This is a genomic window from Sphingoaurantiacus capsulatus (genome assembly GCF_042648405.1).
GTDB lineage: Bacteria > Pseudomonadota > Alphaproteobacteria > Sphingomonadales > Sphingomonadaceae > Sphingoaurantiacus > Sphingoaurantiacus capsulatus.
This window is the reverse complement of record NZ_JBHRXV010000011.1, coordinates 1-24,262: the sequence shown is the minus strand read 5'-3', so window position 1 is coordinate 24,262 and position 24,262 is coordinate 1. Positions and strand designations below refer to the sequence as shown.

The window sequence follows — 24,262 nt, the reverse complement described above, 5'->3', positions numbered from 1 at the left end:
ATCAGCGACGGCCGCGAGGCCTAGGCGCGCCGAACACGGCGACACGCCCGATGCAATAATTATCTGAGCCAGATAGCAAGAGAGGCAGGTCATTTCTGACCTGCCTCTTCTTTGATTCCGGGGTGCAGCAAATTGCCGCCCGGGATCCCCAGAATTGTCACGCGCCCCTGTTACGGTTCACGCAACCCGCTGCCGAAAGATGGTCGGGGAAAGAGGATTCGAACCTCCGGCCCCTGCCTCCCGAAGACAGTGCTCTACCAGGCTGAGCTATTCCCCGCCCGGCAGCGGACGACGGCATATAACGAGGGGTGTGCAGCGCCGCAAGGGCGGTTTCGCATCTGTTTCAAGATGAGCGTTTCGTCTCTTCGAGCATCTCGCCGACGCGCACGAACTTCTCGCGCGGGGCGCCGGTGCGGGCGCGGGCGATCTCGGCGGCGTCGATCTTCTGCCAGTCGCGGAAGGTGACGACATAGAGGTCGCGTTCGGCGATCAGCTTGTCGAGGCCGGCGGGGCCGTCGCGGTCGCCTGATGGCGCGTCCGCCGAAATCTCCTCGGCGATCATGAAGCCGTCGGGGCGGTTGGTGCCGATGGTGCCGGTCGGCCCGCGCCGCGCCCAGCCGACGCAGTAGAGGCCGGGCGCGATCCGCCCCTCGGTATTGGAAAAGCGCCCGCGCGCCGCGTCATAGGGCACGCCGGGGATCGGGCTGGTGCGGTAGCCGATGCAGGGGACGACCATGCCGGCGGGGATGTCGTAGGTCTCGCCGGTGCCCACCGCCTGCCCGTCCTGCGTGAGCGCGGTGCGTTCGAGCACCAGCTTCTCGGCCTTGCCGTCGCCCTCAACGGCGACGGGCTTGGCGAAGAAATGGAAATGCACGCGCACCGGCGCGTCCTCGCGCGGCGCGCGGCCGGAGAATTCGCGCAGGAAGCCGACGACCTTGCGCAGTCCGGGATCGAGCGAGGCGTCGGCGACGGGCGGCGGGAAATCGGCGGCGTCGACCACCGGATAGGCGCGCTGCAGTTCGCCCATCTCGCCCAGCTCCTTGGGGGTGAAGCCGACCTGGTGCGGGCCGCGGCGGCCGATGATGTGGATGTCGCGGATTTTCGAGCCCTTGAGCGCGGCGGCAGCATGGGCGGCGATGTCCGAGCCCGACAGCTCCTCTTGTGTCTTGGCGAGGATGCGGGCGACGTCGAGGGCGACGTTGCCGTTGCCGACCACCGCCACCGACTCGGCATCGAGCGGCGGGGCGAGATCGGCAAAGTCGGGGTGGCCATTGTACCAGCCGACGAACGCCGCCGAGCCGACGACGCCGGGCAAATCTTCGCCGGGCACACCCAATTTGCGGTCGGCGGGGGCGCCGGTGGCGATGACGACGGCGTGGTAGAGCTTCAGCAGTTCCTCGATGGTGACGCCGTCGCCCACCGAGAGGTTGCCGACGAAGCGGACATGTTCGGACAAGGAGGTCGTCTCGTAGCGGCGCGACACCGCCTTGATCGACTGGTGATCGGGGGCGACGCCGGCGCGGATCAGCCCGAAGGGAGTCGGCAGCCGGTCGATGATGTCGATGCAGACATCGCCACCGAAGCTCTTCAGCAGCCCCTCCGCCGTATAGTAGCCGGCCGGCCCCGAGCCGATGATGGCGACGTTCAGCATGCGAGCTTCCTCCCCTGAAAGCGTCCGAGCCCTACTCCGGCGGTAACTGCTTCGACTTGTCCGCCGAGTGTTCGGTCAGCTTGCGCCGTTCTTCGAGAACCGACGTGAAGTCCTTCGGTTGCGCCTCGTGCGGCGCCACGCGCTTCTTGCCGCGCGGCCGGGTCGCGATCACCGCGAGGCCGGACAGCGCCAATCCCAACGAGGCGCCGAGCGCCACTTCCGCGGTGAGAATGCCGGGACGCACGATGTCGATCGCGACGATGCCGCCGAAAATGCCGAGGCCGATGAGGGCAGCGAGATAGAGTTTGGGGCGGTTACCGAGCATGTCCCCGACATGCTGCGACGGCGGGTTCGCTTGCGTCAAGCGCGGCGGCTGCTATTGCCCTTCGCCCATGACCGCCGACATCACGCGCATTCGCAACTTTTCGATCATCGCGCACATCGATCATGGCAAGTCGACGCTTGCCGACCGCCTCATCCAGCAGACGGGCGGGCTGCAGGCGCGCGAGATGACCGAACAGGTCCTCGACAACATGGACATCGAGCGCGAGCGCGGCATCACCATCAAGTCGCAGACCGTCCGCCTCGACTACAAGGCGTCCGACGGCCTCGACTATGTGCTCAACCTGATGGACACGCCGGGCCACGTCGACTTCGCCTATGAAGTGTCGCGCAGCCTTGCCGCCTGCGAGGGCGCGCTGCTGGTGGTTGACGCCAGCCAGGGCGTCGAGGCGCAGACGCTGGCGAACGTCTACCAGTCGATCGAGCATGACCATGAGATCGTGCCGGTGATCAACAAGGTCGACCTGCCCGCCGCCGAGCCCGAGCGGGTGAAGGCGCAGATTGAGGAAGTCATCGGCCTCGACACCTCGAACGCCGTGCTCGCCAGCGCCAAGTCGGGCCTCGGCATCGGCGACGTGCTCGAGGCGATCGTCAAATATATCCCCTCGCCGAAGGGCGACCGCGACGCGCCGCTGAAGGCGATGCTCGTCGACAGCTGGTACGACCCCTATCTCGGCGTCGTCATTCTGGTGCGCGTGATCGACGGCGTGCTGAAGAAGGGCCAGCAGATCACGATGATGCAGGCGGGAACGCAGCATCTCGTCGACCGGGTCGGCGTGTTCCGCCCGAAGATCGAGATCGTCGGCGATCTCGGCCCGGGCGAAGTCGGCTTCATCACCGCGCAGATCAAGGAGGTCGCGCAGACCAACGTCGGCGACACCATTACCGACTCCCGGCGCCCGACCGCGCAGCCGCTCGCCGGCTTCAAGGAAGTGCAGCCGGTGGTGTTCTGCGGCCTGTTCCCGACCGACGCCGCCGACTTCGAGAAACTGCGCGACTCGCTCGGCAAGCTGCGCCTCAACGACGCCAGCTTCTCCTTCGAGATGGAATCGTCGGCGGCCTTGGGCTTCGGTTTCCGCTGCGGCTTCCTCGGGCTGCTGCATCTGGAGATCATCCAGGAGCGGCTGACCCGCGAGTACGACCTCGACCTGATCACCACCGCGCCGAGCGTCGTCTACAACATCCACATGCGCGACGGCACCACGCGCGAGCTGCACAATCCGGCCGACATGCCCGATCCGATGCAGATCGAGACGATCGAGGAGCCGTGGATCGAAGCGGTGATCTTCGTCCCCGACGAATATCTCGGCTCGATCCTGAAGCTGTGCCAGGACCGCCGCGGCATCCAGAAGAACCTCACCTATGTCGCCGGGCGCGCGCAGGTGACCTACGAGCTGCCGCTGAACGAGGTGGTGTTCGACTTCTACGACCGGCTGAAGTCGATCAGCCGCGGCTACGCCAGCTTCGACTATCACCAGATCGGCCACCGCGAGGGCGACCTCGTCAAGATGACGATCATGGTAAACAGCGAGGTCGTCGACGCGCTGTCGATGATCGTCCACCGCAGCCAGTCGGAGGCGCGCGGCCGCCACATGTGCGAGCGGATGAAGGACCTCATCCCCCGCCACCTGTTCAAGATCCCGATCCAGGCGGCGATCGGCGGCAAGGTCATCGCCCGCGAGACCATCGCCGCGCTGCGCAAGGACGTCACCGCGAAATGCTACGGCGGCGACGCCAGCCGCAAACGCAAGCTCCTCGACAAGCAGAAAGAGGGGAAGAAGCGGATGCGGCAGTATGGCAGCGTGGATATTCCGCAGGAGGCGTTTATTGCCGCGCTTAGGATGGGGGATGACGCCTGAAGCCGCATCGCCGAAGCGAAGCGAACGCCTCGCGTTCGTTAGCTACGGCGAAGACGGCGAAAGGCCGGCCGGCGTGCGGCGGCAAGTTCCGCCGACACGACCGACGCCGCGGGCTTTGCCCGCGGCGCTGGCCCAAATTCCGCCTATCTTCAAACGACTGCCGGAATCCTTTACAGCCCTACAGTATCTAACAATTCACCCGTAACGATTCCAACAGCTTAACCTGTTGGCACAGGCGTTGCTAAGTTGCGCTCAACTGATCTTTCGGGGTTACCGCAATGCGCTTCAAGACCGTCCTGTTCGCCGCTGCCGCGCTGCTTACCGCAACGTCGGCGAGCGCGACGACGACCTTCGTGCGCACCTATGAGGCGCCGGGCGTGCTCAACACGACGGTCAACTTCGACTTCGTCGGCGTCGAGACCTTCGACAGCCGCCCGACCGGCTACCAGAGTTTCCAGACCGACTTCGGCGGCAACGGCATGGTCGGCGGCACGATCATGAACGTGCAGGTCAACAACGCCGACATCTACGGCGGCGCCAACGGCACGCATTATGCCTTCACCGGCTCGCCGCCGATCACCGTCTCGCTCGACACCGAAGTGACCTATTTCGGCTTCTGGCTGTCGGCGCTCAACACCGGCAACCTCGTCACCTTCTTCCGGGGCAACGAGCAGCTCGCGAGCTACGACGCCTCGACGGTGTTCGACGGCGTGCAGGACCTTGGCCTCTATCACTGCATGCCCTCGGGCCCGAACCAGGGCGCCAACTGCGGCGAGCCCTATGCGTTCGTGAACTTCTTCAGCGTCGGCGGCGGCTTCGACCGCATCCAGCTGAGCGGCCCCGGCGTCGAGGCCGACAACTTCACCGTCGGCCGCTATGCGGCGGGCGAAGTCGATGTGCCGGAGCCCGGCACCATCGGCCTGCTCGCGCTCGGTGTCGGCCTCGCTGCCGCCGGCCGTCGTCGCGGCCGTCACGGTCGTCGCGGCTGGAGATTGCATTTGCGCTGATGGGCCTCGCGCCCCTAGGCTCCCGCTCCGGACCACCGGCACGGGAGTTTTTGCATGAGCGATCAGCCGTCCTCGGGCTTCGACCTCAACCGGCCGACGATCGTCAGCCTGCTCTACCTCGTCGGCGTGCTGACCGCGCTGCCGACCCTGCTTGCGCTGATCCTCGCCTATGTGTGGCGCGACGACGCGCAGGCGGCGTGGGAGCCGAGCCATTATCGCTATCACATCCGCACCTTCTGGCTGGCGCTGCTCTACGGCGTGATCGGCGTGTGCACCGCGCTGATCGGCGTCGGGTTCCTGATCCTGCTGGTGATCCCGTTGTGGGTGCTCATCCGCGCGATCGTGTCACTCGCCGCAGCCCAGCGTCATTCCAGCCTGCCCAACCCCGGCACCTGGCTCTGGTAGCTTGAAGCACAAGCACGGGCGCCCCATGTCGCGCGGCAAGACGAAGCCGTAACGAAAGAGGATATCCGATGCGCGACGCCGCCACCGTTTCCGCCATGCTCTGCCCGGTCTGCAAGGTCGGGCTCGCGATGAGCGACCGCCAAGGCGTCGAGATCGACTATTGCCCGCAATGCCGCGGCGTCTGGCTCGACCGCGGCGAGCTCGACAAGATCCTCGAGCGCAGCGCGGCCGAAGCGCCGGCTCCGCAGCAGCCGCAGGCGCCGCCCGCGCCGCCGCAGCCAAACTATCCGCCGCAGCAGGGCTATCCGCAGCAAGGCTACGCGCCGCAGCCGAAGTATGGCTACGACGACCGCAATTATCACGGCGGTTACAAGAAGCGGCGGAAGTCGTTTCTGGAAGAGCTTTTCGACTAAGGCACCGTCAGGACTAGACCCCGTGCGCGCCAACGCCTAAATCCGGCGCGCACGGAACGGTGGCCGAGTGGTTGAAGGCGCACGCCTGGAAAGTGTGTAAGGGTTAATAGCTCTTCGAGGGTTCGAATCCCTCCCGTTCCGCCATCCCGCCGTGGAACGCCGTGCACCGCCGCCTCAAATCGTTGGACCGCCGACTCTACGCCAACGCGGCGGACGCGCTCTCATGCGGCAGCTTTGCACGCCAAATTTCGCCGTTCCGGCCGGTTGGCGCCGATCCTGAAAGCCGCTGTTCATTCGGCAGTGGCCACGATTGCAATCTGCTCGCTCGTCACTCGTTGTGCACGGATGTTTAGCTGAGCCCTGCCAGGCTCGCCGCTAGGTCGGCATTCCGGAACGGCTTCGTGAGCCGGGGGAGGTCAGGTGCGACGCCCTCTGCCTCGGCGTAGCCAGACACGATGATCACCTTGGCGCGCGGTTGCATGTGTTGCAGCGTTCGAGCGAGCTCCGTGCCTGACATTCCGGGCATGAGGTGATCGGTGACGAGCAGGTCCGGTTGCAAGCCGCGATCGATCAGCTTGAGCGCCTCTTCGGCCGATGACGCCTCGACCACTGCATAGCCCAACTCGATCAGCATGTCGGCCGTGCTCAACCGCACGAGGTCCTCGTCATCGACGAGCAGCGCCGTGCCACTCCCCCTCGCGACGAGCGGCGCGTCGGCCGTCGGCTCAACAGCTGCCGTCGGCTCAGCGCTCTGAGGCAGCCAGAGTTCGATGTTGGTTCCGACCCCGCGGGTGCTGTGAATCGTCAGTGCGCCACCAAGCTGGGACGCGAGACCGTGGACCATCGACAACCCCAGCCCCGTTCCCTTGCCGATTCCTTTGGTCGAGAAAAACGGCTCGACCGCGCGTTTCAGGGTCGTCTCGTCCATGCCTTCGCCGGTGTCGGCGACGGACAACCGCAGATACCGTCCGGGCGTGATGTCCGCCCGATGCTGTCGTCCGACCGTCTCGGCATCGACCGAGATACGCAAGGTGCCACCCTCCGGCATGGCGTCGCGCGCGTTCACGGCGAGGTTCAGGATCGCCATCTCAAGCTGGTTCGGATCGGCTTTCGCCGGCGGCAAACCTTCGGGGGCGTCGACCATCACCTTGATCTGGGGTCCGGTCGTGCTCGAGATGAGATCGGCCATGCCGCGGACGAGGGGCGACAGGTCGACTGCCGTGGCTTGCAACGGCTGGCGGCGCGCGAAGGCGAGCAGACGCTGGACCAGCGTCTTGGCGCGGTCGGCCGATTGGATCGCGCCGGCGATCAGGCGTTGCTCGCGCTCGCCTCCAAACCCCTTGCGCTGAAGCATGTCGAGGGAGCCGACGATCGGCGTCAGAAGATTGTTGAAATCATGCGCGACGCCGCCGGTGAGGCTGCCCATCGCTTCCATTTTCTGCGACTGCCGCAGGGCCTCCTGGGCGAGTTCGAGCTCGGCCTCGCGCGCTTTAGCGAGACTGAGGTCACGCCCGACCGCGATGAAGTTCACACCGTCGGGCTCCGGGGCGACGGTCCACTCGATGGGCTTCCAGCCGCCGTCGCGCGTGGCGATCCGATTCTCGAAGCGCGTGGGTTGATGGGTCTCGGCCATGTGCGCGATCACCTCCAAGGTCGGAGGCACATCGTCAGGGTGCATGAAGGTGGCGTACTCGCGGGTGAGCAACTCGGTTTCGCTCCAGCCCAGGACGTGGGTCCAGGCGGGGCTGACCGCCGACATCATGCCGCTGTAGTCGGCCCTGGCGAGCATGTCCTGAGAGAGATTCCACAGGCGGTCGCGCTCGGCCGAGCGCTCGGCGACGCGCTGCTCCAGGGTTTCGTTGAGCTCGCGCAGGCGCGCCTCGCTCGCGCGCAACGCCCCGCCCACGCGGCGTTCGTCGGTCACGTCGTTCGCGTTGTGGATGATGGCTTCCACTTCGCCGTGGTCGTCAAGGACAGCGGTATTGACCGGACTCCAATATCGCTCCTCGAAACCGCCAGTCGGTTTGGCGATGTCGTATTTGAGGTCTGGCAGCGTATCGGGTTGGCGCGTGGCCAAGACCCGCTCCAGTGAGGCGCGCAAGGTGCTCACCCCCTCAATGGTCGGATCGTCGGGGTTGTCCGGGAACGCCTCGAACACCCCGCGCCCGACGATGCTCTCCCGCGTCGTCATGGTAGCCGCAAGGTACGCGTCGTTCACCTCCATGATCGTGAAACGCGGCGCGTCGGGCGCGAGCACCAGGAACGGCGCCGGGGAGGCCTGGAACAAGCGGTTGAAGCTCTGGTCCGCCTTGACGCGTTCGGTCACGTCGCTGGCCGCGCCGAGCCACTCCGTGATCTCGCCAACCTCGTTCAACAGCGGGACCGCGCGTGAGAGCGTCCATCCGATCGTGCCGTCAGCGCGCCTGATGCGGTGCTCCAACTCGAACACCCCCTTGGCGCGGATCGCCCGATCGATCGCTTCGCCCACCTTCGGCTGCTCGCCCGCCGGAATGTAGGTCCCGATCCAATCGGTCGTTGACGCCTCCGTATCGGCAAGGAATCCTGCACCGTCGAGGTGGCGCATCTCGCCCCAGTCCGGGCCCATGCGATAGATCGACGAGGATCCCACCGTGGCCAGTGCGCGGAAACGGGCCTCGCTCTCGCGCAACTCCGCCTCGGCCCGCGCCCGCTCCACGGCCGCCCAGGTACGCTCTGCGACGTAACGGACGAGCGCCTCGTCCTCCGCGGCCCACCGCCGGGGCAACCGGGCATGAACGTATAACGCGGCCGAGAACCGCCCGTTCTTGACCAGCGGCACAGTGACGGCCGCGCGCATTGTGATCGTCTCGAACGCCTGCGCCACGTCCGCGCCCGCCGTCAACGGTTCGTTGAGCACGTCCTCGAACGCCACTGTTTGGCCCGCCCGGAAAGCCGCGATAAGGTCCGAACCAAAGTCATCCAGGCGATGCCGCCCGGCGAAGCTGGCCATGCCGCCGCCCGCCCAGTCGCGTTCCACGACGAAGGTTTCGTCGTCGGCGGCCACCTCGGCGTAGCCAGCGCGATCCGCGCCAATGTGGCGGCCAAGCGCCTCCGCGGCCGCCTGCATGATCGCGCCGGCGTCGCCCAGCGTATGCAGGCGGTCGCCGAGTTCGAGCAGGAACGCCTGGCGACGCTCGGCCAAGACCTTGTCGGTGGTCTCGGTCGCGGCGCAGTAGAAGCCAGCGATATCGCCCTTCTCGTCGCGCAGGGCGGTGTAGGAGAAGGTGAAATAACCCATCGGCAGGCCGGGGCGGCCGGCCAGCGGGATCGGCAAGTCGACGAAATGCTGCGCGTCGCCCGCCATCGTCGCTTCGACGATTGGACGGAATTGCTCCCAGATTTCGGCCCACAGATCGACGAACGGCTTGCCCAGACCCGGATGTTTGGCGCCCACGATGGGCAGGTAACCATCGTTGTAGAACGATGTCAGTTCAGCACCCCAGGCGACATAGACCGGCTGGCGCGCGCCGAGCATCAGGCCGATCGCCGTGCGCAGCGCGGCGGGCCACGTTTCCGGCGGGCCGAGCGGGGACCGCGCCCAATCGTGCGCGCGCATGAGCGCGCCCATCTCGCCACCGCCGGCGAGGAACACCGTGCCGCGCTCGCCTAGCGGGGTGACGGGCATTCTCCTCTCCCGGTCACGCGCCGTAGCGGCGGCAGTGTTGTCGTCAAAATCATCGTCCAGCTTTAGCCGACCGTGACGCTGCCGTCACTTCACGCATTCAGTTTAACTTCATCCTTCAAAAGACATCCGCCGGTAGCAAGGATGTTCGGGCAGCGACGGCACTTCCGGCGGTGCAAGCCAGCGGACGGCGACGCCCCTAATCTCGCTCGTTCATCGGGCGTGGCACGCCGACCGCCAGACCTTGGCCCTCCTACCATCGCCAACCTCCCCTCACCGATCCGCCGGGCGTACCCTGCGCGAAACACCGTGACTTGACTCTTGGTTGAACGTTCAATCAACTGCGCCTCATGCAAGCGCAACGACTCACCCGCGAGCGGATCGTCGAGGCGGCGATGGAGCTGTTCTGGCTGAAGGGGTACAACTCGACCTCGATCGCCGACATCCTCAGCCGCACCCAGGTCAACAGCGGCAGCCTCTATCATTTCTTCCCCGGCAAGCAGGATCTGCTGGTGGCGGTGCTGGAGCAGTATCGCGACGGCATCGGGCCGATGCTGCTGGCGCCGGCGTGGGAGGGGGTCGACGATCCGGTGGAGCGGGTGTTCGCGCTGCTCGATCGCTATCGCGGCCTGATCCTCGAGACCGACTGCACCTATGGCTGCCCGATCGGCAGCATCGCGCTGGAACTGCACGAGCCCGATGAAGGGGTGCGCCGCCTGCTCGCCGAGAATTTCACCGGCTGGGCGGCGGCGATCGAACGCTGCCTCGACGTGGCGGGCGAGCGGCTGCCGACGGGCACTGACCGCGCGGCGCTCGCCGAGTTCGTGCTGACGGTGATGGAGGGCGCGGTGATGCAGGCGCGCACCTATCGCGATGTCGCCTATTTCGACCGGTCGGTGGCGCAGCTTCGCGCCCATTTCGACGCGCTGGAGAAGATCGCATGCGCCGCCTGATCGCTGCCGCCCTGATGATCGCCGCCCTGCCCGCCCCCCTCACTGCCGCGGCCGCGCCGCCGATCGATGTCAGCACGCCGATCGCGAGCGACGGCGTGCGGATGCTCGTCCACGAAGTCGTCGTCCCCGCCCCGATCGCCGACGTCTGGACGGCGGTGTCGACTGCCGAGGGCTGGCGGACCTGGGCGGTGCCGCTGGCGCGCGAACTGCCCGATGGCCGCTTCGAGACCGGCTATGCGCCCGGCCCCGACGCGTCGATCGAGCAGCAATGGATCGCGCGGACATCCCCCACCCTTGCCGCCTTTCGCACCACGCGGACGCCGAAAGGCTTCCCGCACGCCGACGCCTATCTGCAAGTCACCAGCCGCTTCCTGCTGACCCCGGTCGATGCCCGGACCACGCGGGTGCGGCTGGAGGGGCGCGGCTATCCGGCGGGACCGGCGGGCGATGCGCTGATCGGCTTCTTCCGCGAGGGCAATCGCAGCTCGCTCGAACAGCTTCACGCGCGCTTCGTCACCGGCCCGATCGACTGGGCGGCGCGGGGCGCGGTTGCCAAGGAGAAGTGACATGCCTGAGGTGAGCTGGCTGGCGGTGCTGTTGTGTGGCGTGGCGACCCTGCTGATCGGCGGCCTCTGGTATTCGCCCTTGCTGTTCGGGCGGGCGTGGCAACGTGAGACGGGGCTGTCGGATGATGTACTTGCCTCGGGCAGTATGGCCACGCGCTTCGGCCTCACCTTCCTCCTCGGCCTGATCGCCGGGGCGGTGTTCGCGATGTTCATCGGCACTGCGATGACGGTGGCGCAGGCGACGGCGGCCGGTGCGGCGGCGGGGATCGCCTGGGTCGCGGCGTCCTTCGGCATCAACTATCTGTTCGAGCGTCGCAGCCTGAAACTCTGGCTGATCAACGGCGGGTATCACGCCGTCCAGTTCACCACCTTTGGCGCGATCATCGGCGCGCTGCAGTGGACTCCAGTGCCCTGACGATCCGGCCGCGCTGCAGCCCGCTCTTGCGGTCGAGCGGCAGGCTGTAGAGTTCGCGCAGGAAGGCGCTGTCCATCCGGGTCAGGTCGCGCGGCGGCGTGGTGCCGAACAGGCCGAGGATCGAGCCGGGGAGCGGCTGCGCCCGCGGTTTCATCTCGGCGAGCGCGACCAGCGCGGCATAAGCGGCGACGGCATCGAGTGTCGCGCCATCGGCCTTGATGGTGTCGACGACGACACTGGCGGTACGCAGCGCGCGGGCGACCTGTGTGCTGACGAGGCTGGAGCCATATTGCGACAACGCTCGGCCCTCGCCGCCGTCGGCCGGCAGCGCCGGATTGGGCATGCCCTCAATGATGAGGCCGGCGGGCGCCAGATCGGTGGGGCGACCACCGTCGCGACCGCGCGTTTCGGTCGAATACCACCAGCGGATCGGCGCGCCGCTGCCGAACATCGCCGCCTGCTCGGCGACTGACAGCTTGGCGAGCTGCCGCCGGTCGCGCGCCGAGACGGTGCGCATGAAGCGGTCGCCGTCGCCGACGAAGTTGACCGCGAGGTTGGGTTTGCAGCCGGCCTTGCCGGTGCGGGCGCCGGCCGCCGTGGCGATGGCGCGCACCTTGGCATCGACGCGGGCGGCGATGTCGGGAGCCACACCGATCACCTTGGGGCAGACCGGATCGACGAAGCGGGCGACGGACTCCTTGTTGTGGCTGATGCCGGTGTGCTCGACATAAGCGATGGCGCGCTCGCGCGCCTGCGCCGGAGTCAGGCGCTCGCCTTCGACGATGATATCCTCGGGCTCGGGCGGCGGCGTCTGCGCGGCGGTAAGCGCCAACAAGGCGACGGCTGCCAATCCTGCGCGATAATGACGTTGCATGTTCGCGGCGCTCCCCTTTGAAGCCGAAGCGTCTCACAGCAGGGAAAGTGCGGTCAATCAGGTGTTTGGGGGTATCCGCCCAAGCCACGTCCAGCGCATCGCAAATCTCGATCGATCGATCGATTGACATTGCCTTTAGCACTATCCTATCTCCTACCCATCGAATGGGAGGAGATCGAGGATGGTGGACCGGACTGACATCGGCGCGGTGATCGACGAGATGTACGACATGATCTCCGGCCCTGCCGGGCCGCGCGACTGGTCGCGGCAGGCGAATGCCTTCCATCCCGACAGCCGGCAGATCCGCACCTGGATCGGCGCCGACGGCACGCCTGAGATGAAGGCGATGGCGCCGGCGCAATATGCCGCCGACACCACGCCTTTCTTCGCCGCCAATGACTTCTTCGAGGTCGAGATCGCGCGCAAGATCGACGTGTTCGGCAACATCGCGCATGTCTGGAGCGCCTATGAGGCGCGCAAGTCGCCCGACGACAAGAACCCCGAGCGGCGTGGCATCAATAGCATCCAGCTGTTCCGCAACGGCGACGGGCATTGGCAGATCATCGCGATGCTGTGGGACAACGAGCGCGAGGGTGTGACGATCACGGGCTTCTGAACGACGGCACAAGCGGGAGGACGAGCGGCATGCGGATCGGTCGGTGGGGAATGGCGTCGCTGCTGGCGCTCGGGCTGGCGCTGCCGGCGGTGGCCCAGACGGGCGATGCCGCCGCGCGGCGCGAGGCGATGCTGGCGCGGGCCCGCGCCGCCGAGCTGCCCGGGACGTGGACGCCGGCGCCGGGCGATCCCTTAAGCCATTTCACCGCCGGCTATGCCAAGCTGATGTGCTCGGCGGTGTTCATCAGCGGCATGGACCCGGCGTTCGCGCAAGGGACGCTCGGTGACAGCAACGCGCTCGCCGCCGTCGCGCACCGCATGAAGGCGGGCGAACCGGTGATCGACCGCGCGAAGAAGGAGGTGCGGGTCACGACGAAAGCCGGCGTCACCCGCATCGCGCGGCTGGCGGGCGACCAGGGCTGCGTGCCGATCTCGGAAGGCGACACGGGCTTCCGCTTCACGCCGAAGGCGATCGCCAAGACGCTGCCGCCGGCGACCACCACGCCCTGGCCGATGGGCGACAAGCCGGACACCAGCCCCCTCCCCGCCGGGCTCGACGCCGCCAAGCTGAAGGCCGCGGTCGACACCGCCTTCGCGCCCGACGATGCGCTGACGCAGGCCTATGTCGTCACCTGGAAGGGCCGTATCGTCGCCGAGCGCTATGGGCCGCAAGCGGATGCCAATACGCCGCTCGAAGGCTGGTCGATGGGCAAGAGCGTCGCCGCGACCCTGCTCGGCGTTCAGATGCAGCAGGGCGTCTATACGCTCGACCAGCCGGCGCCCTTCCCCGAGTGGCAGACGCCCGGCGACCCGCGGCAGGCGATCCGCATCCGCGACATATTGCAGATGTCGAGCGGACTGCGCATCCGTGCCGAGCAGGACCCGGAGTACGCCTATGACGGGCGCTATCCCGATCACTGGTATTATTACACCGGCCCCAACGCCTTTCAGTGGGCGGCGACGCGGCCGCTGCAATGGAAGCCGGGCACGATCGGGCGCTACCGCAACACCGATCCGGTGCTGACCAACTATCTGGTGAAGCTCGGCGCCGAGAAGCTTGGGCAGGATTATCTGAGCTTCCCGCAACGCGCGCTGTTCGACAAGCTCGGCATCCGCAGCGCGGTGCTGGAGACCGACACGCACGGCCAGTTCCTCACGCAGGGCGCCGAGCTGATGACCGCGCGCGACTGGGCGCGGCTGGGGCAGCTCTACCTGCAGGACGGCGTGTGGAACGGCGAGCGCCTCCTGCCGGAGGGCTTTGCGAAGTTCGTCGGCACGGTGGCGCCGGCGTGGGCGGCGGACCAGCGGCCGATCTATGGCGGGCTGTTCTGGGTGAACGGCGACAAGACGTTCCCAACGCCCGAGGACACCTATTACATGGCGGGCGCCGGCGGCCAGTGGACGATCATCATCCCCTCGCACGACCTCGTCGTGGTGCGCCTCGGCCGCTACGCCGGCGAGCGCGTGGCGCGCGAAAATGTCCGGCGGTCGCTCGGGCTATTGATGCAGGCGGTGCCGCCGTCGACGTGACGGCGGCACGCAGCCCGCTTAGCTGGCGAAATTCGCCTCGGTCTTCGACTTCACTTCATCGAGCGTGACGCCCGGCGCCAGCTCGACCAACTTCAGCCCGGTGCCGCCCGTCTTGTCGCAGGTGAAGACGGCGAGGTCGGTGATGATCAGGTCGACGACGCCTGCGCCGGTCAGCGGCAGGGCGCAGCGCTTCAGCACCTTCGATTCGCCATGCTTGTTGGCGTGGTCCATCACGACGACGACGCGCTTGACGCCGGCGACGAGATCCATGGCGCCGCCCATGCCCTTCACCATCTTGCCCGGGATGGTCCAGTTGGCGATGTCGCCGTTCTCGGCGACTTCCATCGCGCCGAGGACGGTGAGGTCGATGTGGCCGCCGCGGATCATCGCGAAGCTGTCCGCCGAACTAAAGAAGCTCGACGTCGGCAACTGGGTGATCGTCTGCTTGCCGGCGTTGATCAGGTCCGGATCGGCTTCGTCCGGATAGGGGAACGGCCCCATGCCGAGCATGCCGTTCTCCGACTGGAGCGTGACCTTCACCCCAGCCGGGATGTGGTTCGCCACCAGGGTCGGGATGCCGATGCCGAGGTTGACGTAGAAGCCGTCCTGCAGCTCTCGGGCGGCGCGCGCCGCCATCTCGTCGCGGTTCCAGCCTTTGGTATCTTGGGCCATTATGCGCTCTCCCGCTCGCGGACGGTCAGCTTCTCGATCCGCTTTTCGTTGATGGTGCACTTCACGATGCGGTCGACATAGATGCCCGGCGTGTGGATGCAGTCCGCGTCGAACGTCCCGGCCTCGAAGATCTCCTCGACCTCGACGACGGTGACCTTGCCTGCGGTGGCCATCACCGGATTGAAGTTGCGCGCGGTCTTGCGGAACATGAGGTTGCCCTCCGGGTCCGCCTTCCACGCCTTCACGATCGACACGTCGGCGCGCAGCCAGCGCTCCATGACATAGGTGCGGCCGTCGAACTCGGCGGTGGGCTTGCCCTCTGCGACGACGGTGCCGACGCCGGTCGGGGTGTAGAAGGCCGGGATGCCGGCGCCGCCGGCGCGGATACGCTCGGCGAGCGTGCCCTGCGGGTTGAGCTCAAGCTCGAGTTCGCCCGAGAGATATTGCTGCTCGAACAGCTTGTTCTCACCGACATAGCTGCTGATCATCTTGGCGATCTGCCGCGTCTCCAGCAGCATCCACAGGCCGAAGCCGTCGGCGCCGGCGTTGTTGGAGATGACGGTCAGCCCCTTTACGCCCGAGGCGCGGACCACCGGGATCAGGCTCTCCGGATTGCCGGACAGGCCGAAGCCGCCTGACATGATCGACATCCCGTCGAACAGCAGCCCGTCGAGCGCCGCCTCCGGGCTCTGGTAGATCTTGCTCACCGCCTTCATTCCTCCTTCGTCGTCGGCCGCTCAGGCAGCCGCCACCTTCGTCATCGCCAGTCGCCCGCCATTGGTGCGAACCGGCAAATATCCCGCGAGCAGCGCGTCCAGCTCGGGCTCGCCGCTGTCGACCAGCAGGCGGTTGCCCGGCAGCGCCACCAGCTTCTCCATTCCCGCGACCACGCGAATGTTCGCGCGGCCGATGTTTCGCACCACCGCCGGGCTGATCTGTTGATTGCCGCGCCCGAGCAGGAACCCCTGCCCGCCGACGACGCCGAGGGCAAGCCGTGCGTCGCGGCCGGCGATGGCGGACAGGATGGTGCGTTCGTCGGCGTCGGCGGCGACCAGACTGCCGCCGTCGACGATATCGACGCCGAGCAGGGAGCCGTCGAAGCCGAGCAATGCCTTCAGCCGCCGCATCGTCGAGCCGGGGCCGATGACGCCGACCACGCCGGGTTCGGCAAGTTCGCGGGCGACCTGCCGACACGCGGCCTCGATCGCCGCGGCGTCATCGGCGGGCGGGCTGGCCTTGGCGGGTTGCAGGCGGAGCGCATCGGCGGGGGTGCGCAGCACGCCGTAGAGGATTGGCGGCGCATCCGGTGCCGGGCGGTCGAGCACGTCGGCGGCGACGGTGTCGATGCGCCCGCGCCGTGTGAGGTCGGCGATGAGGGCGCCAGCGGCGCGGGGGCTGGTGGCGAAGACTGCCGAGTGCATCTTTACGCCCGCGGGGATGCCGAGAACAGGCACGCTCTCGCCGACGGCCGCCATCACGTCACGCGCGGTGCCGTCGCCGCCGGCGAACAGCAGCAGGTCGATGCCGGCCTCTAACATCGCGCGCGCGGCTGCCTGTGTGTCGTCAGCGCTGGAGGTTTCGCAAGGCCGATAGACGACGGTGCCGCCGAGCGCTTCGCCCATCGCGCCACCGGCAGTGAGCAGTTCAACCGGCGCGCCGATCGCGGCCAGCGCCTGCGCGGCGCGGGTGGCGGCGAGCGGTACGGCATCGGCGGCGAGCGCGCGTGCGGCGAGGTCGCCGTCGCTGCCCTTCAGCGCCAGCCGCCCGCCGATCCCCGCGATCGGATTGACGATCAATCCCAGCCGCATTGCTCTCACGCATCCGCATCAAATGTTCGCAGGGCGAGCGCCGGATGCGCCGCCCTGCGGATGTGATTCGATCATGCCCCGACCCGTCGTCGCACTCAACAACCGTGTTCGCAGGACGCGCATTTGTGCGTTATGTTGACAAACGATCGTTGATTCGGCGCGGTTCCTCCCGGCCCGGATCACAGCGGGAGGATAGAATGGACAGCGGCGTGCGCGCGCACCCCTACATGCCCAACTCGGCCCCCGGCCTGAAGGCGGAACTGCTCGACACGCTCGGCGTCGCCTTGGCCGAGGAGCTGTTCGGCCAGATACCTGAGAGCCACCGGTTCCGCGAGGCGCTCGCCCTGCCACCGGCGCTCAATTCCGAGGTCGAGCTGTCGCGGCACATGACGGCGATCCTGTCGCGCAACCAGAGCTGCGCCGACAATCTCTCCTTCCTCGGCGGCGGCTGCTGGCAGCATTATGTGCCCGCCGTCTGCGACGAGATCGTCGGGCGCAGCGAGTTTCTGACGCCGGTGTGGGGCACGCCCTCGTCGGACTTCGGCCGCAACCAGGCGTGGTTCGAGTTCACCTCGCAGCTCGGCGAGCTGGTCGGCTTCGAGATGGTCGGCCTGCCGGTCTACAGCTGGGGCTGCGCGGTCGGCCACGCCATCCGCATGGCGGCGCGGCTGACCGGCCGCCGCGAAGTGCTGGTGCCGCAGCATCTGGACCCGCAGCGCCGCGCGGTGATCGAGAATTATTGCGCCGCCGCCGATCCCGACAAGGCGATCCGGCTGGTCGACGTGAAGAGCGACGCGAACGGCGTCTTGGATCTCGGCGCGCTCGGCGCGCTGCTGAGCGAGCGCACCGCCGCCGTCTATTTCGAGAACCCGAACTACCTCGGCCAGATCGAGACCGGCGCCGCCGAGATCGCCGCCGCCGCGCGGGCCGCGGGGGCGGAGACGATCGTCGGCGTCGACCCGATCAGCCTCGGCGTGCTGGCGCCGCCGTCGAGCTATGGCGCCGACATCGCGGTCGGCTCGATCCAGCCGCTCGGCATCCACATGTCGGGCGGCGGTGGCCTCGGCGGCTTCATCGCCAGCCGCGACGAGCCGCGCTACGCGCATGAATATCCGACGCTGCTCAACAGCATCGCGACGACGATCAAGGGCGAGCGCTCGTTCGGCATGACCCTCATGCACCAGAGCAGCTATGGCTCGCGCGAAGAGGGCAAGGACTGGACGGGCAACTCCACCTACCTCTGGGCGATTTCGAGCGCGGTCTATATGGCGTTGCTCGGGCCGCAGGGCTTCCGCGAGCTGGGCGAACTGATCGTCCAGCGCGCGCACTACGCCGCCGCGCTGATCGGCGAGATCGACGGGGTGACGGTTCGCCACGACGGCGGCTTCTTCAAGGAGTTCGTCGTCGATTTCAGCGGCACCGGGCTGACCGTGGCGACGATCAACGAGCGGCTGCGGGCGCGGGGCATCTTCGGCGGGCTCGACCTCAGCCGCGCCTTCCCCGACCTCGGCCAGTCGACGCTCTACTGCGTCACCGAAATCCACAGCGCCGCCGACCTCGACCGGCTGGCCGCCACCCTTCGCGAGGTGTGTGCCCGATGACCAAGCTGCGCCGCTATCAGGCCCCCGTCTGGGACGAGCCTTTGGTGATGGAAATGGGCGCGCCCGGTCGGCGTGGCCAGCTGTTCCCGGTGACGGAGAAATCGGTCGCCGCGAAGGTCGGCGATGCCGCGTCGCTGCTGCCCGCCGCCCTTCGCCGCGCCGAACTGCCGGTGCTGCCGGAAATGTCCGAGCCCGATGTGCTGCGCCACTATCTTCACCTGTCGCAGCAGACGCTCGGCATGGTCGGCATCAGCCTCTTCGGCACCTGCACGATGAAGTACAACCCGCGCCTCCACGAGCGGCTCGCCGCGCGCGATGAAGTCGCGGAGATGCACCCGGACCAGCATCCCGATACGATGCAGGGACTGCTCGAGTTCGTGTACGGTCTCGACGAGGCGTTGCGCGTGCTCTCGGGGATGGACCAGTTCACCTTCCAGGCGGCCGGCGGCGCCGATGCCGCCTACACGCAGGCCTGCATCACCCGCGCCTATCACGCCTCGCGCGGCGAAGGCGGGCAGCGCAACCAGATCATCACCTCGATCCAATCGCACCCGTGCAACCCGGCGACCTCGGCGACCGCGGGCTTCGAGGTCGTGACACTGATGCTCGACGAGAAGGGCTACCCCTCGCTCGACGCGCTGCGCGCCGCCGTCTCCGACCGCACCGCCGCGCTGATGATCAACAACCCCGACGACATGGGCATCTACAACCCCGAGATCAAAGAGTGGGTGGACATCGTCCACAAGGCGGGCGGCCTCTGCTTCTACGACCACGCCAATTTCAACGGCGTGATGAGCAAGATTCGCGCGCGGGAGCTCGGCTTCGATGCCTGCATGTTCATGCTGCACAAGACCTTCGGCGTGCCGAAGGGCGGCGGCGGGCCGGCGGTCGGCGCCTATGGCTGCACCGAGAAGCTGATCCCCTTCCTGCCCGGCCCGCTCGTGCGGAAGGCCGGCGACCGCTTCACCGTCGATGAAGGCGGGCCGCTGTCGATCGGCAAGGTCCGCGAATATTGGGGCAACATCCACCAGGTGATGAAGGCCTATGGCTGGGTGCGCTCGATGGGCGCCGAGGGCCTCCATGAAGCGTCGGACACCTCGGTGCTGCTCAACAATTATATGGAGCGCGAGCTGCTGAAGATTCCGGGTGTGACGCGGTCGCATCCCGACCTTGAAGGCTGGCGGATGGAGATGACGCGCTTCAGCCTCGGCGAGCTGTTCGAGGAGACGGGCGTCGGCATCGCCGATGTGCAGAACCGCATGGCCGACTATGGCGTCGACGCCTTCTGGATGGCGCACGAACCCTGGTTCATCCCCCACCCCTTCACGCCCGAAGCCGGCGAGATGTGGTCGAAGGAGGATATCGATTATTGGATCGAGGTGCTGCGCAAGGTCTGCGAGGAAGCGCGCAGCGACCCCGAGATGGTCAAGTCGGCGCCACACAACCAGGTGGTGGCGAAGCTCACCGCCGACAATCTCGACGACCCCGACCGCTGGGCGACGACGTGGCGGGCGCATCTGCGCAAGACGGGCAAGCGCTGAAAAAGCAGGAGGCGGCCACCCCCCGGGTGACCGCCTCCGCCCTCTTTGACCTCTGCGAAGGTTAGAACTGGCCGTCGCGGCGCAGTTCGCCCAGCACTTCGTCGGCGGCATCGCGGAACGCGCCGACCGCCTTCTCGACTTCCGCCTCGGTAATGATGAACGGCGGCGAGAAGGCGACGCTGTCGGCGTTGGGCAGCGCGCGGCCGATGACGCCGCGGGCGAGCGCGCCCTTGACGATGCGCGGCGCGACCTTGAGCGCCGGGTCGAAGCCGACCGGGCCGCCGTCCTTCGATTTCACGAACTCGACCGCGCCGATCAGTGCCTGGCCGCGCACTTCGCCGACCAGCGGATGATCGGCGAACGCCTCGCGGAGCTTCGCCTGCAGGTGCGCGCCGGTCGAGCGCACCTTGCCGAGCATCTGCTCCTCTTCGATGAGCTGGAGGTTGGCGAGCGCGGCGGCGGCGCCGACCGGGTGGCTGCTGTAGGTGTAGCCGTGGCCGAAGGCGCCATAGGCCTTGCTGCCCTCATCGGCGATGACGCGCCACACCTTCTCCGAGACGATGCAGGCGGAGAGCGGGAAATAGGCCGAGGTCAGCCCCTTGGCGACGGTGATCAGGTCCGGCTCCATGCCCATCGTCGTGGTGCCGAACATGTCGCCGAGGCGCCCGAAGCCGCAGATTACCTCGTCGGCGATCAGCAGGATATCGTGGCGGCGCAGCACCGCCTGGATCGCCGGGTAATAGCCCGGCGGCGGGGCGAGCACGCCGCCCGCGCCCATCAGCGGCTCGGCGATCATCGCGCCGATGGTGTCGGCGCCTTCGCGCGCGATCGTCTGCTCGAGATCATCGACCAGCTTGGCGACGAACTCGGCGTCGCTGAGGCCGTGACCTTCCCACAGTTTGCGCGGCGCCATGACGTGCTTCACGAACGGCAGCGGCAGGTCGAAGCCGGCGTGGAGGCCGGGAAGGCCGGTCATGCCGCCCGACATCACGGTGACGCCGTGGTAGCCGCGCTGGCGGGCGATGATCTTCTTCTTCCCCGGCTTGCCGCGCGCGTTGTTGTAATACCAGACCAGCTTCACCTGGGTGTCGTTGGCGTCCGAGCCCGAGTTGCCGAAGAACACTTTCGACATCGGCACCGGCGCCATGCCGATCAGCTTTTCGGCGAGCAGCGCCGGCTTGTCGCTGCTCATCGACGAGAAGGCGTGGCAGTAGGAGAGCTGTGCCGCCTGGTCGCGCATCGCGTCGGCCAGTTCGGTGCGGCCATAGCCGACGTTGACGCACCAGAGGCCCGCCATCGCGTCGATGTAATCGCGCCCCGACGCGTCGGTGAGCGTCGAGCCCTTGCCGCCGGTGATCACCATCGACGGGCCGTCGCGCTCATGGTCGGCGAGCGCGGTGAAAGGGTGGAAGGAATAGCGCCGATCGATCTCCGCCAGATCCGCTGCCGCCGCCATGCTCCCGCTCATTCCCGCTCTCCACCCTTGTTCGAATTTGCGAACTTATGTTCGCATGCTTGACTTAAGCATTTCACCTATCGCACAGCAAGTCGCACCCGGCGCTGACGCGCCTTTCCCCGAATCGCTGCACGATATTTTGTTCGCTATGCGCCCTTTTGTGCGATAATGTCGAGTATGTGATTTGAAGGAGCGGGATGTGAAGCTGAGTGACGCGAGCTTGCTGAAGGATGCATTGTTCATCGGCGGCGAATGGGTGAAACCGGCCGGCCTTTCAGGCTTCGACGTTACCAATCCTTCGACCGGCGATGTGCTGGTAAGCGTGCCGAAGGGCGGCAAGGCCGAGGCCGCCGCGGCGATCGACGCCGCCGAAGCCGCCTTCCCCGAATGGCGCGACCGCACCGCCAAGGAGCGCGCGACGATCATCCGGCGCTGGCACGATCTGATCGTCGAGAATGTCGAGGATCTGGCGCGCATCCTGACCGCCGAGCAGGGCAAGCCGCTCGCCGAGGCGCGCGGTGAGATTCTCTACGGCGCCGCCTTCTTCGAATTTTACGCCGAGGAGGCGAAGCGCATCTATGGCGAGCTGCTGCCGAGCTATGCGCGCGACCGCCGCCTCGCGGTGCTGAAGCAGCCGATCGGCGTCGTCGCGGCGATCACGCCGTGGAATTTCCCGATGGCGATGATTCCGCGCAAAGCCGCCCCGGCGCTGGCTGCCGGCTGCACGATGGTGCTGAAGCCCGCGAGCGCGACGCCGCTGTCGGCGCTGGCGCTGGGCGAGCTGGCGCAGCGGGCCGGGCTGCCGGCGGGCGTGTTCAACGTGGTGCCCGGCGCTGCGGGCGCCGTCGGCGACGAGCTGGTGAGCAGCGCCAAGGTGCGCAAGGTCACCTTCACCGGATCGACCGAGGTCGGCCGCGACCTGATGGCGAAAGCGGCGGGCACCATCAAGAAGGTGGCGCTCGAGCTCGGCGGCAACGCGCCGGTGGTGGTGTTCGACGACGCCGACATCGAGGCGGCGGTCGCCGGCACCATCGCGACCAAATTCCGCAACATGGGCCAGACCTGCGTCTGCGCGAACCGCATCTATGTGCAGTCGGGCGTCTATGATCGCTATCTCGCCGCGCTGACCAAGGCGGTCGAGGCGATGAAGGTCGGCGACGGCTTCGCCGAGGGCGTCGAGCAGGGACCGCTGATCGACGGGGCCGCGGTCGCCAAGTGCGAGGAGCATATCGCCGACGCGCTGTCGAAGGGCGCCAGCGTCGTCACCGGCGGCGGGCGCCACGCGCTGGGCGGCAGCTTCTTCCAGCCCACCATTTTGAAGGACGCGACGCAGGACATGCTGATCGCGCGCGACGAGACGTTCGGGCCGGTGGCGCCGGTGTTCCGCTTCGAGACCGAGGCGGAGGCGATCAGGCACGCCAACGACACCGAATTCGGCCTCGCCGCCTATTTCTTCACCAAGGACAACGCCCGCATCTGGCGCTTCGGCGAGGCGCTGGAGTTCGGTGTGATCGGGGTCAACACCGGTGCAACTTCTTATGAAGGCGCGCCGTTCGGGGGCATGAAGGCATCGGGCATCGGGCGCGAGGGGTCGCGCCATGGAATCGATGAGTTCCTTGAGATCAAATATATGTGTATCGCAGGTATCAGCGGCCTTTAAGGGGGGGGAATGAGCGACATCGAAACCATCGACGGCGAAGCCAGCGAGATCAGCGATCGCGACTATGTGAATTCGCTGGCCCGCGGCCTGGAGGTCATCTGCGCCTTCACCAAGACGCGCCCGAAGATGACCCTGTCCGAGATCGCCCGCACCACCGGCATGACGCGCGCCACGGTGCGCCGCTTCCTGCTGACCCTGGTGCGCGAAGGCTATGCGGAGAAGGACGACAAGCTCTTCTACCTGAAGCCCAAGGTGCTCGAACTCGGCTATTCGGCGCTGTCGTCGATGTCGATGCTCGACGTTATCCAGCCAGTGATGAACGATCTCGCCAAGACCTTGCAGGAATCGGTGTTCGCCGCCGTCCTCGCTGGCGAGGACGTCATCTATATCGCCCGCGCTACCTCCGACCGCCTGATCAACGTCAGCATCACCGTCGGCAGCCGCGCGCCGGCGCACGCCGTCTCGACGGGCCGCGTGCTGCTCGCCAGCGAGCCGCAGGACAATCTGCTGCGCTACCTCGACCGGGTGAAGCTCGAGAAGCTGACCGCCAACACCATCACGTCGAAGGTGAAGCTGCGGTCGATGATCGAGGACGTGCGCATCGCCAACTACAGCATCGTCGACCAGGAGCTGGAGGTCGGCCTCGGCTCGATCTCGGTGCCGATCAAGACCAGCGACGGCAAGGTCATCGCCGCCTTGAACGTCTGCTGCCCGTCGTCGCGCACGACGATCGAGGACATGCAGAAGAAGATCCTGCCCGAGCTGATGACGGCAGCGCAGAAGATCACCGCCGGGCTGTAAGCGGCCGCGCAGACGGAATGACGAAGGGCGTCGGGGAGATGTCTCCGGCGCCCTTTCTCGTTTGTTCGAACCTGCCCTTCCCCCCTGCCGCCTACCCCCTGCCCGTCATACCGGCGAAAGCCGGTATCCAGTCGGCGGTCGGTCTGGATACCGGCTTTCGCCGGTATGACGGACGTGGGTGTGGCGTGGGTGGTGGTGCAGGGCGCAGGGTGCAGGGCGCAGGGCGCAGGGCGCAGGGTCAGCGGCAGATCCGCCGCCGCTACTCTTCCCCCCAGCCGTCATCCCCGCGCAGGCGGAGACCCATTACCGCCGACGCTTCGGAGTATGAATCCCCGCCTTCGCGGGGATGACGATCAATTAGTGTTGGCAGTCGGCTAGGCTCCGTACCCAATAAGGTTGCGCGGTTTGTTGGTTGTTGATTCAAGGTCTCTG

Annotated in this window: 21 protein-coding genes and 2 tRNA genes; 14 read left to right on the top strand and 9 right to left on the bottom strand. The window is 67.1% G+C overall.

The window, feature by feature from the left end; genetic code table 11:
- Positions 1-200: 200 nt before the first annotated feature.
- From ACFOMD_RS12230 to ACFOMD_RS12220, 3 genes are all read right to left on the bottom strand, one after another.
- Positions 201-277: transfer RNA gene (locus tag ACFOMD_RS12230), tRNA-Pro, on the bottom strand.
- Between the two features lie 66 nt (positions 278-343).
- The gene (locus ACFOMD_RS12225; RefSeq protein WP_380861752.1) at positions 344-1,651 is read right to left on the bottom strand and encodes an FAD-dependent oxidoreductase; all 1,308 of its coding nucleotides are present in this window, start codon (positions 1,649-1,651) and stop codon (positions 344-346) included.
- A 31-nt stretch (positions 1,652-1,682) separates the two neighbouring features.
- A complete protein-coding gene (locus ACFOMD_RS12220) occupies positions 1,683-2,015 on the bottom strand; it encodes a hypothetical protein (protein ID WP_380861750.1) in 333 nt (110 codons plus the stop codon).
- Positions 2,016-2,043: 28 nt separating this feature from the next.
- On the opposite strand from ACFOMD_RS12220, the gene lepA reads away from it, so the two are divergent.
- The 5 genes from lepA to ACFOMD_RS12195 all read left to right on the top strand — a co-directional run bounded on the left by lepA (position 2,044) and on the right by ACFOMD_RS12195 (position 5,821).
- A complete protein-coding gene (gene lepA / locus ACFOMD_RS12215; protein WP_380861748.1) occupies positions 2,044-3,852 on the top strand; it encodes a translation elongation factor 4 in 1,809 nt (602 codons plus the stop codon).
- Positions 3,853-4,130: 278 nt separating this feature from the next.
- Complete coding sequence (locus tag ACFOMD_RS12210) at positions 4,131-4,859, top strand: Npun_F0296 family exosortase-dependent surface protein (protein WP_380861746.1); 729 nt, start codon at positions 4,131-4,133, stop codon at positions 4,857-4,859.
- A gap of 54 nt (positions 4,860-4,913) precedes the next feature.
- Entirely contained in the window at positions 4,914-5,264 is a 351-nt protein-coding gene (locus ACFOMD_RS12205; RefSeq protein WP_380861744.1) for a DUF4870 family protein, read from the top strand.
- A 68-nt stretch (positions 5,265-5,332) separates the two neighbouring features.
- A complete protein-coding gene (locus ACFOMD_RS12200; RefSeq protein ID WP_380861742.1) occupies positions 5,333-5,677 on the top strand; it encodes a TFIIB-type zinc ribbon-containing protein in 345 nt (114 codons plus the stop codon).
- A 53-nt stretch (positions 5,678-5,730) separates the two neighbouring features.
- Positions 5,731-5,821: transfer RNA gene (locus ACFOMD_RS12195), tRNA-Ser, on the top strand.
- 205 nt (positions 5,822-6,026) lie between these two features.
- Here the strand turns inward: ACFOMD_RS12195 and ACFOMD_RS12190 are convergent.
- Positions 6,027-9,341, bottom strand: coding sequence for a PAS domain-containing protein (locus ACFOMD_RS12190; protein ID WP_380861740.1), 3,315 nt, complete (start codon positions 9,339-9,341; stop codon positions 6,027-6,029).
- Between the two features lie 347 nt (positions 9,342-9,688).
- On the opposite strand from ACFOMD_RS12190, the gene ACFOMD_RS12185 reads away from it, so the two are divergent.
- Genes ACFOMD_RS12185 through ACFOMD_RS12175 form a run of 3 tightly spaced genes read left to right on the top strand, consistent with a single transcriptional unit; the run spans position 9,689 to position 11,272 of the window.
- Positions 9,689-10,291, top strand: coding sequence for a TetR/AcrR family transcriptional regulator (locus tag ACFOMD_RS12185; RefSeq protein WP_380861738.1), 603 nt, complete (start codon positions 9,689-9,691; stop codon positions 10,289-10,291).
- Positions 10,279-10,857 carry an SRPBCC family protein gene (locus ACFOMD_RS12180; protein ID WP_380861736.1) on the top strand — a complete coding sequence of 193 codons (579 nt, stop codon included), beginning with the start codon at positions 10,279-10,281 and terminating at the stop codon, positions 10,855-10,857. The genes ACFOMD_RS12185 and ACFOMD_RS12180 overlap by 13 nt, the downstream gene beginning before the upstream one ends.
- A 1-nt stretch (position 10,858) precedes the next feature.
- Positions 10,859-11,272 carry a DUF1761 domain-containing protein gene (locus ACFOMD_RS12175; protein ID WP_380861734.1) on the top strand — a complete coding sequence of 138 codons (414 nt, stop codon included), beginning with the start codon at positions 10,859-10,861 and terminating at the stop codon, positions 11,270-11,272.
- On the opposite strand, the gene ACFOMD_RS12170 is transcribed toward ACFOMD_RS12175, so the two are convergent.
- Entirely contained in the window at positions 11,238-12,146 is a 909-nt protein-coding gene (locus ACFOMD_RS12170; RefSeq protein WP_380861732.1) for a hypothetical protein, read from the bottom strand. The genes ACFOMD_RS12175 and ACFOMD_RS12170 overlap by 35 nt on opposite strands.
- 181 nt (positions 12,147-12,327) lie before the next feature.
- Here ACFOMD_RS12170 and ACFOMD_RS12165 point away from each other — a divergent pair, with 181 nt between their 5' ends.
- Together ACFOMD_RS12165 and ACFOMD_RS12160 are read left to right on the top strand one after the other, a co-directional pair.
- Entirely contained in the window at positions 12,328-12,762 is a 435-nt protein-coding gene (locus tag ACFOMD_RS12165) for a hypothetical protein (protein ID WP_380861730.1), read from the top strand.
- A 29-nt stretch (positions 12,763-12,791) separates the two neighbouring features.
- Positions 12,792-14,291, top strand: a complete 1,500-nt coding sequence (locus tag ACFOMD_RS12160; protein ID WP_380861728.1) for a serine hydrolase domain-containing protein — start codon at positions 12,792-12,794, stop codon at positions 14,289-14,291.
- Positions 14,292-14,309: 18 nt separating this feature from the next.
- Here the strand turns inward: ACFOMD_RS12160 and ACFOMD_RS12155 are convergent, their stop codons facing one another.
- Genes ACFOMD_RS12155 through ACFOMD_RS12145 form a run of 3 tightly spaced genes read right to left on the bottom strand, consistent with a single transcriptional unit; the run spans position 14,310 to position 16,771 of the window.
- Positions 14,310-14,963: a 3-oxoacid CoA-transferase subunit B gene (locus ACFOMD_RS12155; RefSeq protein ID WP_380861726.1), complete on the bottom strand. Its 654-nt coding sequence runs from the start codon at positions 14,961-14,963 to the stop codon at positions 14,310-14,312.
- Positions 14,963-15,679: a CoA transferase subunit A gene (locus ACFOMD_RS12150; RefSeq protein WP_380861724.1), complete on the bottom strand. Its 717-nt coding sequence runs from the start codon at positions 15,677-15,679 to the stop codon at positions 14,963-14,965. Before ACFOMD_RS12150 ends, ACFOMD_RS12155 begins: the two co-directional genes overlap by 1 nt.
- Before the next feature lie 21 nt (positions 15,680-15,700).
- A complete protein-coding gene (locus ACFOMD_RS12145; RefSeq protein WP_380861722.1) occupies positions 15,701-16,771 on the bottom strand; it encodes an ATP-NAD kinase family protein in 1,071 nt (356 codons plus the stop codon).
- 197 nt (positions 16,772-16,968) lie between these two features.
- On the opposite strand from ACFOMD_RS12145, the gene gcvPA reads away from it, so the two are divergent.
- Both gcvPA and gcvPB read left to right on the top strand, forming a co-directional pair.
- Positions 16,969-18,372, top strand: coding sequence for an aminomethyl-transferring glycine dehydrogenase subunit GcvPA (gene gcvPA / locus ACFOMD_RS12140; protein ID WP_380861720.1), 1,404 nt, complete (start codon positions 16,969-16,971; stop codon positions 18,370-18,372).
- Positions 18,369-19,913, top strand: coding sequence for an aminomethyl-transferring glycine dehydrogenase subunit GcvPB (gcvPB, locus tag ACFOMD_RS12135; RefSeq protein WP_380861718.1), 1,545 nt, complete (start codon positions 18,369-18,371; stop codon positions 19,911-19,913). The genes gcvPA and gcvPB overlap by 4 nt, the downstream gene beginning before the upstream one ends.
- Positions 19,914-19,974: 61 nt before the next feature.
- Here the strand turns inward: gcvPB and ACFOMD_RS12130 are convergent, their stop codons facing one another.
- Positions 19,975-21,369, bottom strand: coding sequence for an aminotransferase (locus tag ACFOMD_RS12130; protein ID WP_380861716.1), 1,395 nt, complete (start codon positions 21,367-21,369; stop codon positions 19,975-19,977).
- A gap of 205 nt (positions 21,370-21,574) precedes the next feature.
- Between ACFOMD_RS12130 and ACFOMD_RS12125 the strand changes: the two genes are divergently transcribed.
- Both ACFOMD_RS12125 and ACFOMD_RS12120 read left to right on the top strand, forming a co-directional pair.
- On the top strand, positions 21,575-23,029 hold the full coding sequence (locus tag ACFOMD_RS12125; RefSeq protein WP_380863431.1) for an NAD-dependent succinate-semialdehyde dehydrogenase: 1,455 nt from the start codon (positions 21,575-21,577) through the stop codon (positions 23,027-23,029).
- Between the two features lie 9 nt (positions 23,030-23,038).
- Positions 23,039-23,830, top strand: coding sequence for an IclR family transcriptional regulator domain-containing protein (locus ACFOMD_RS12120; RefSeq protein ID WP_380861714.1), 792 nt, complete (start codon positions 23,039-23,041; stop codon positions 23,828-23,830).
- Positions 23,831-24,262: the final 432 nt, after the last annotated feature.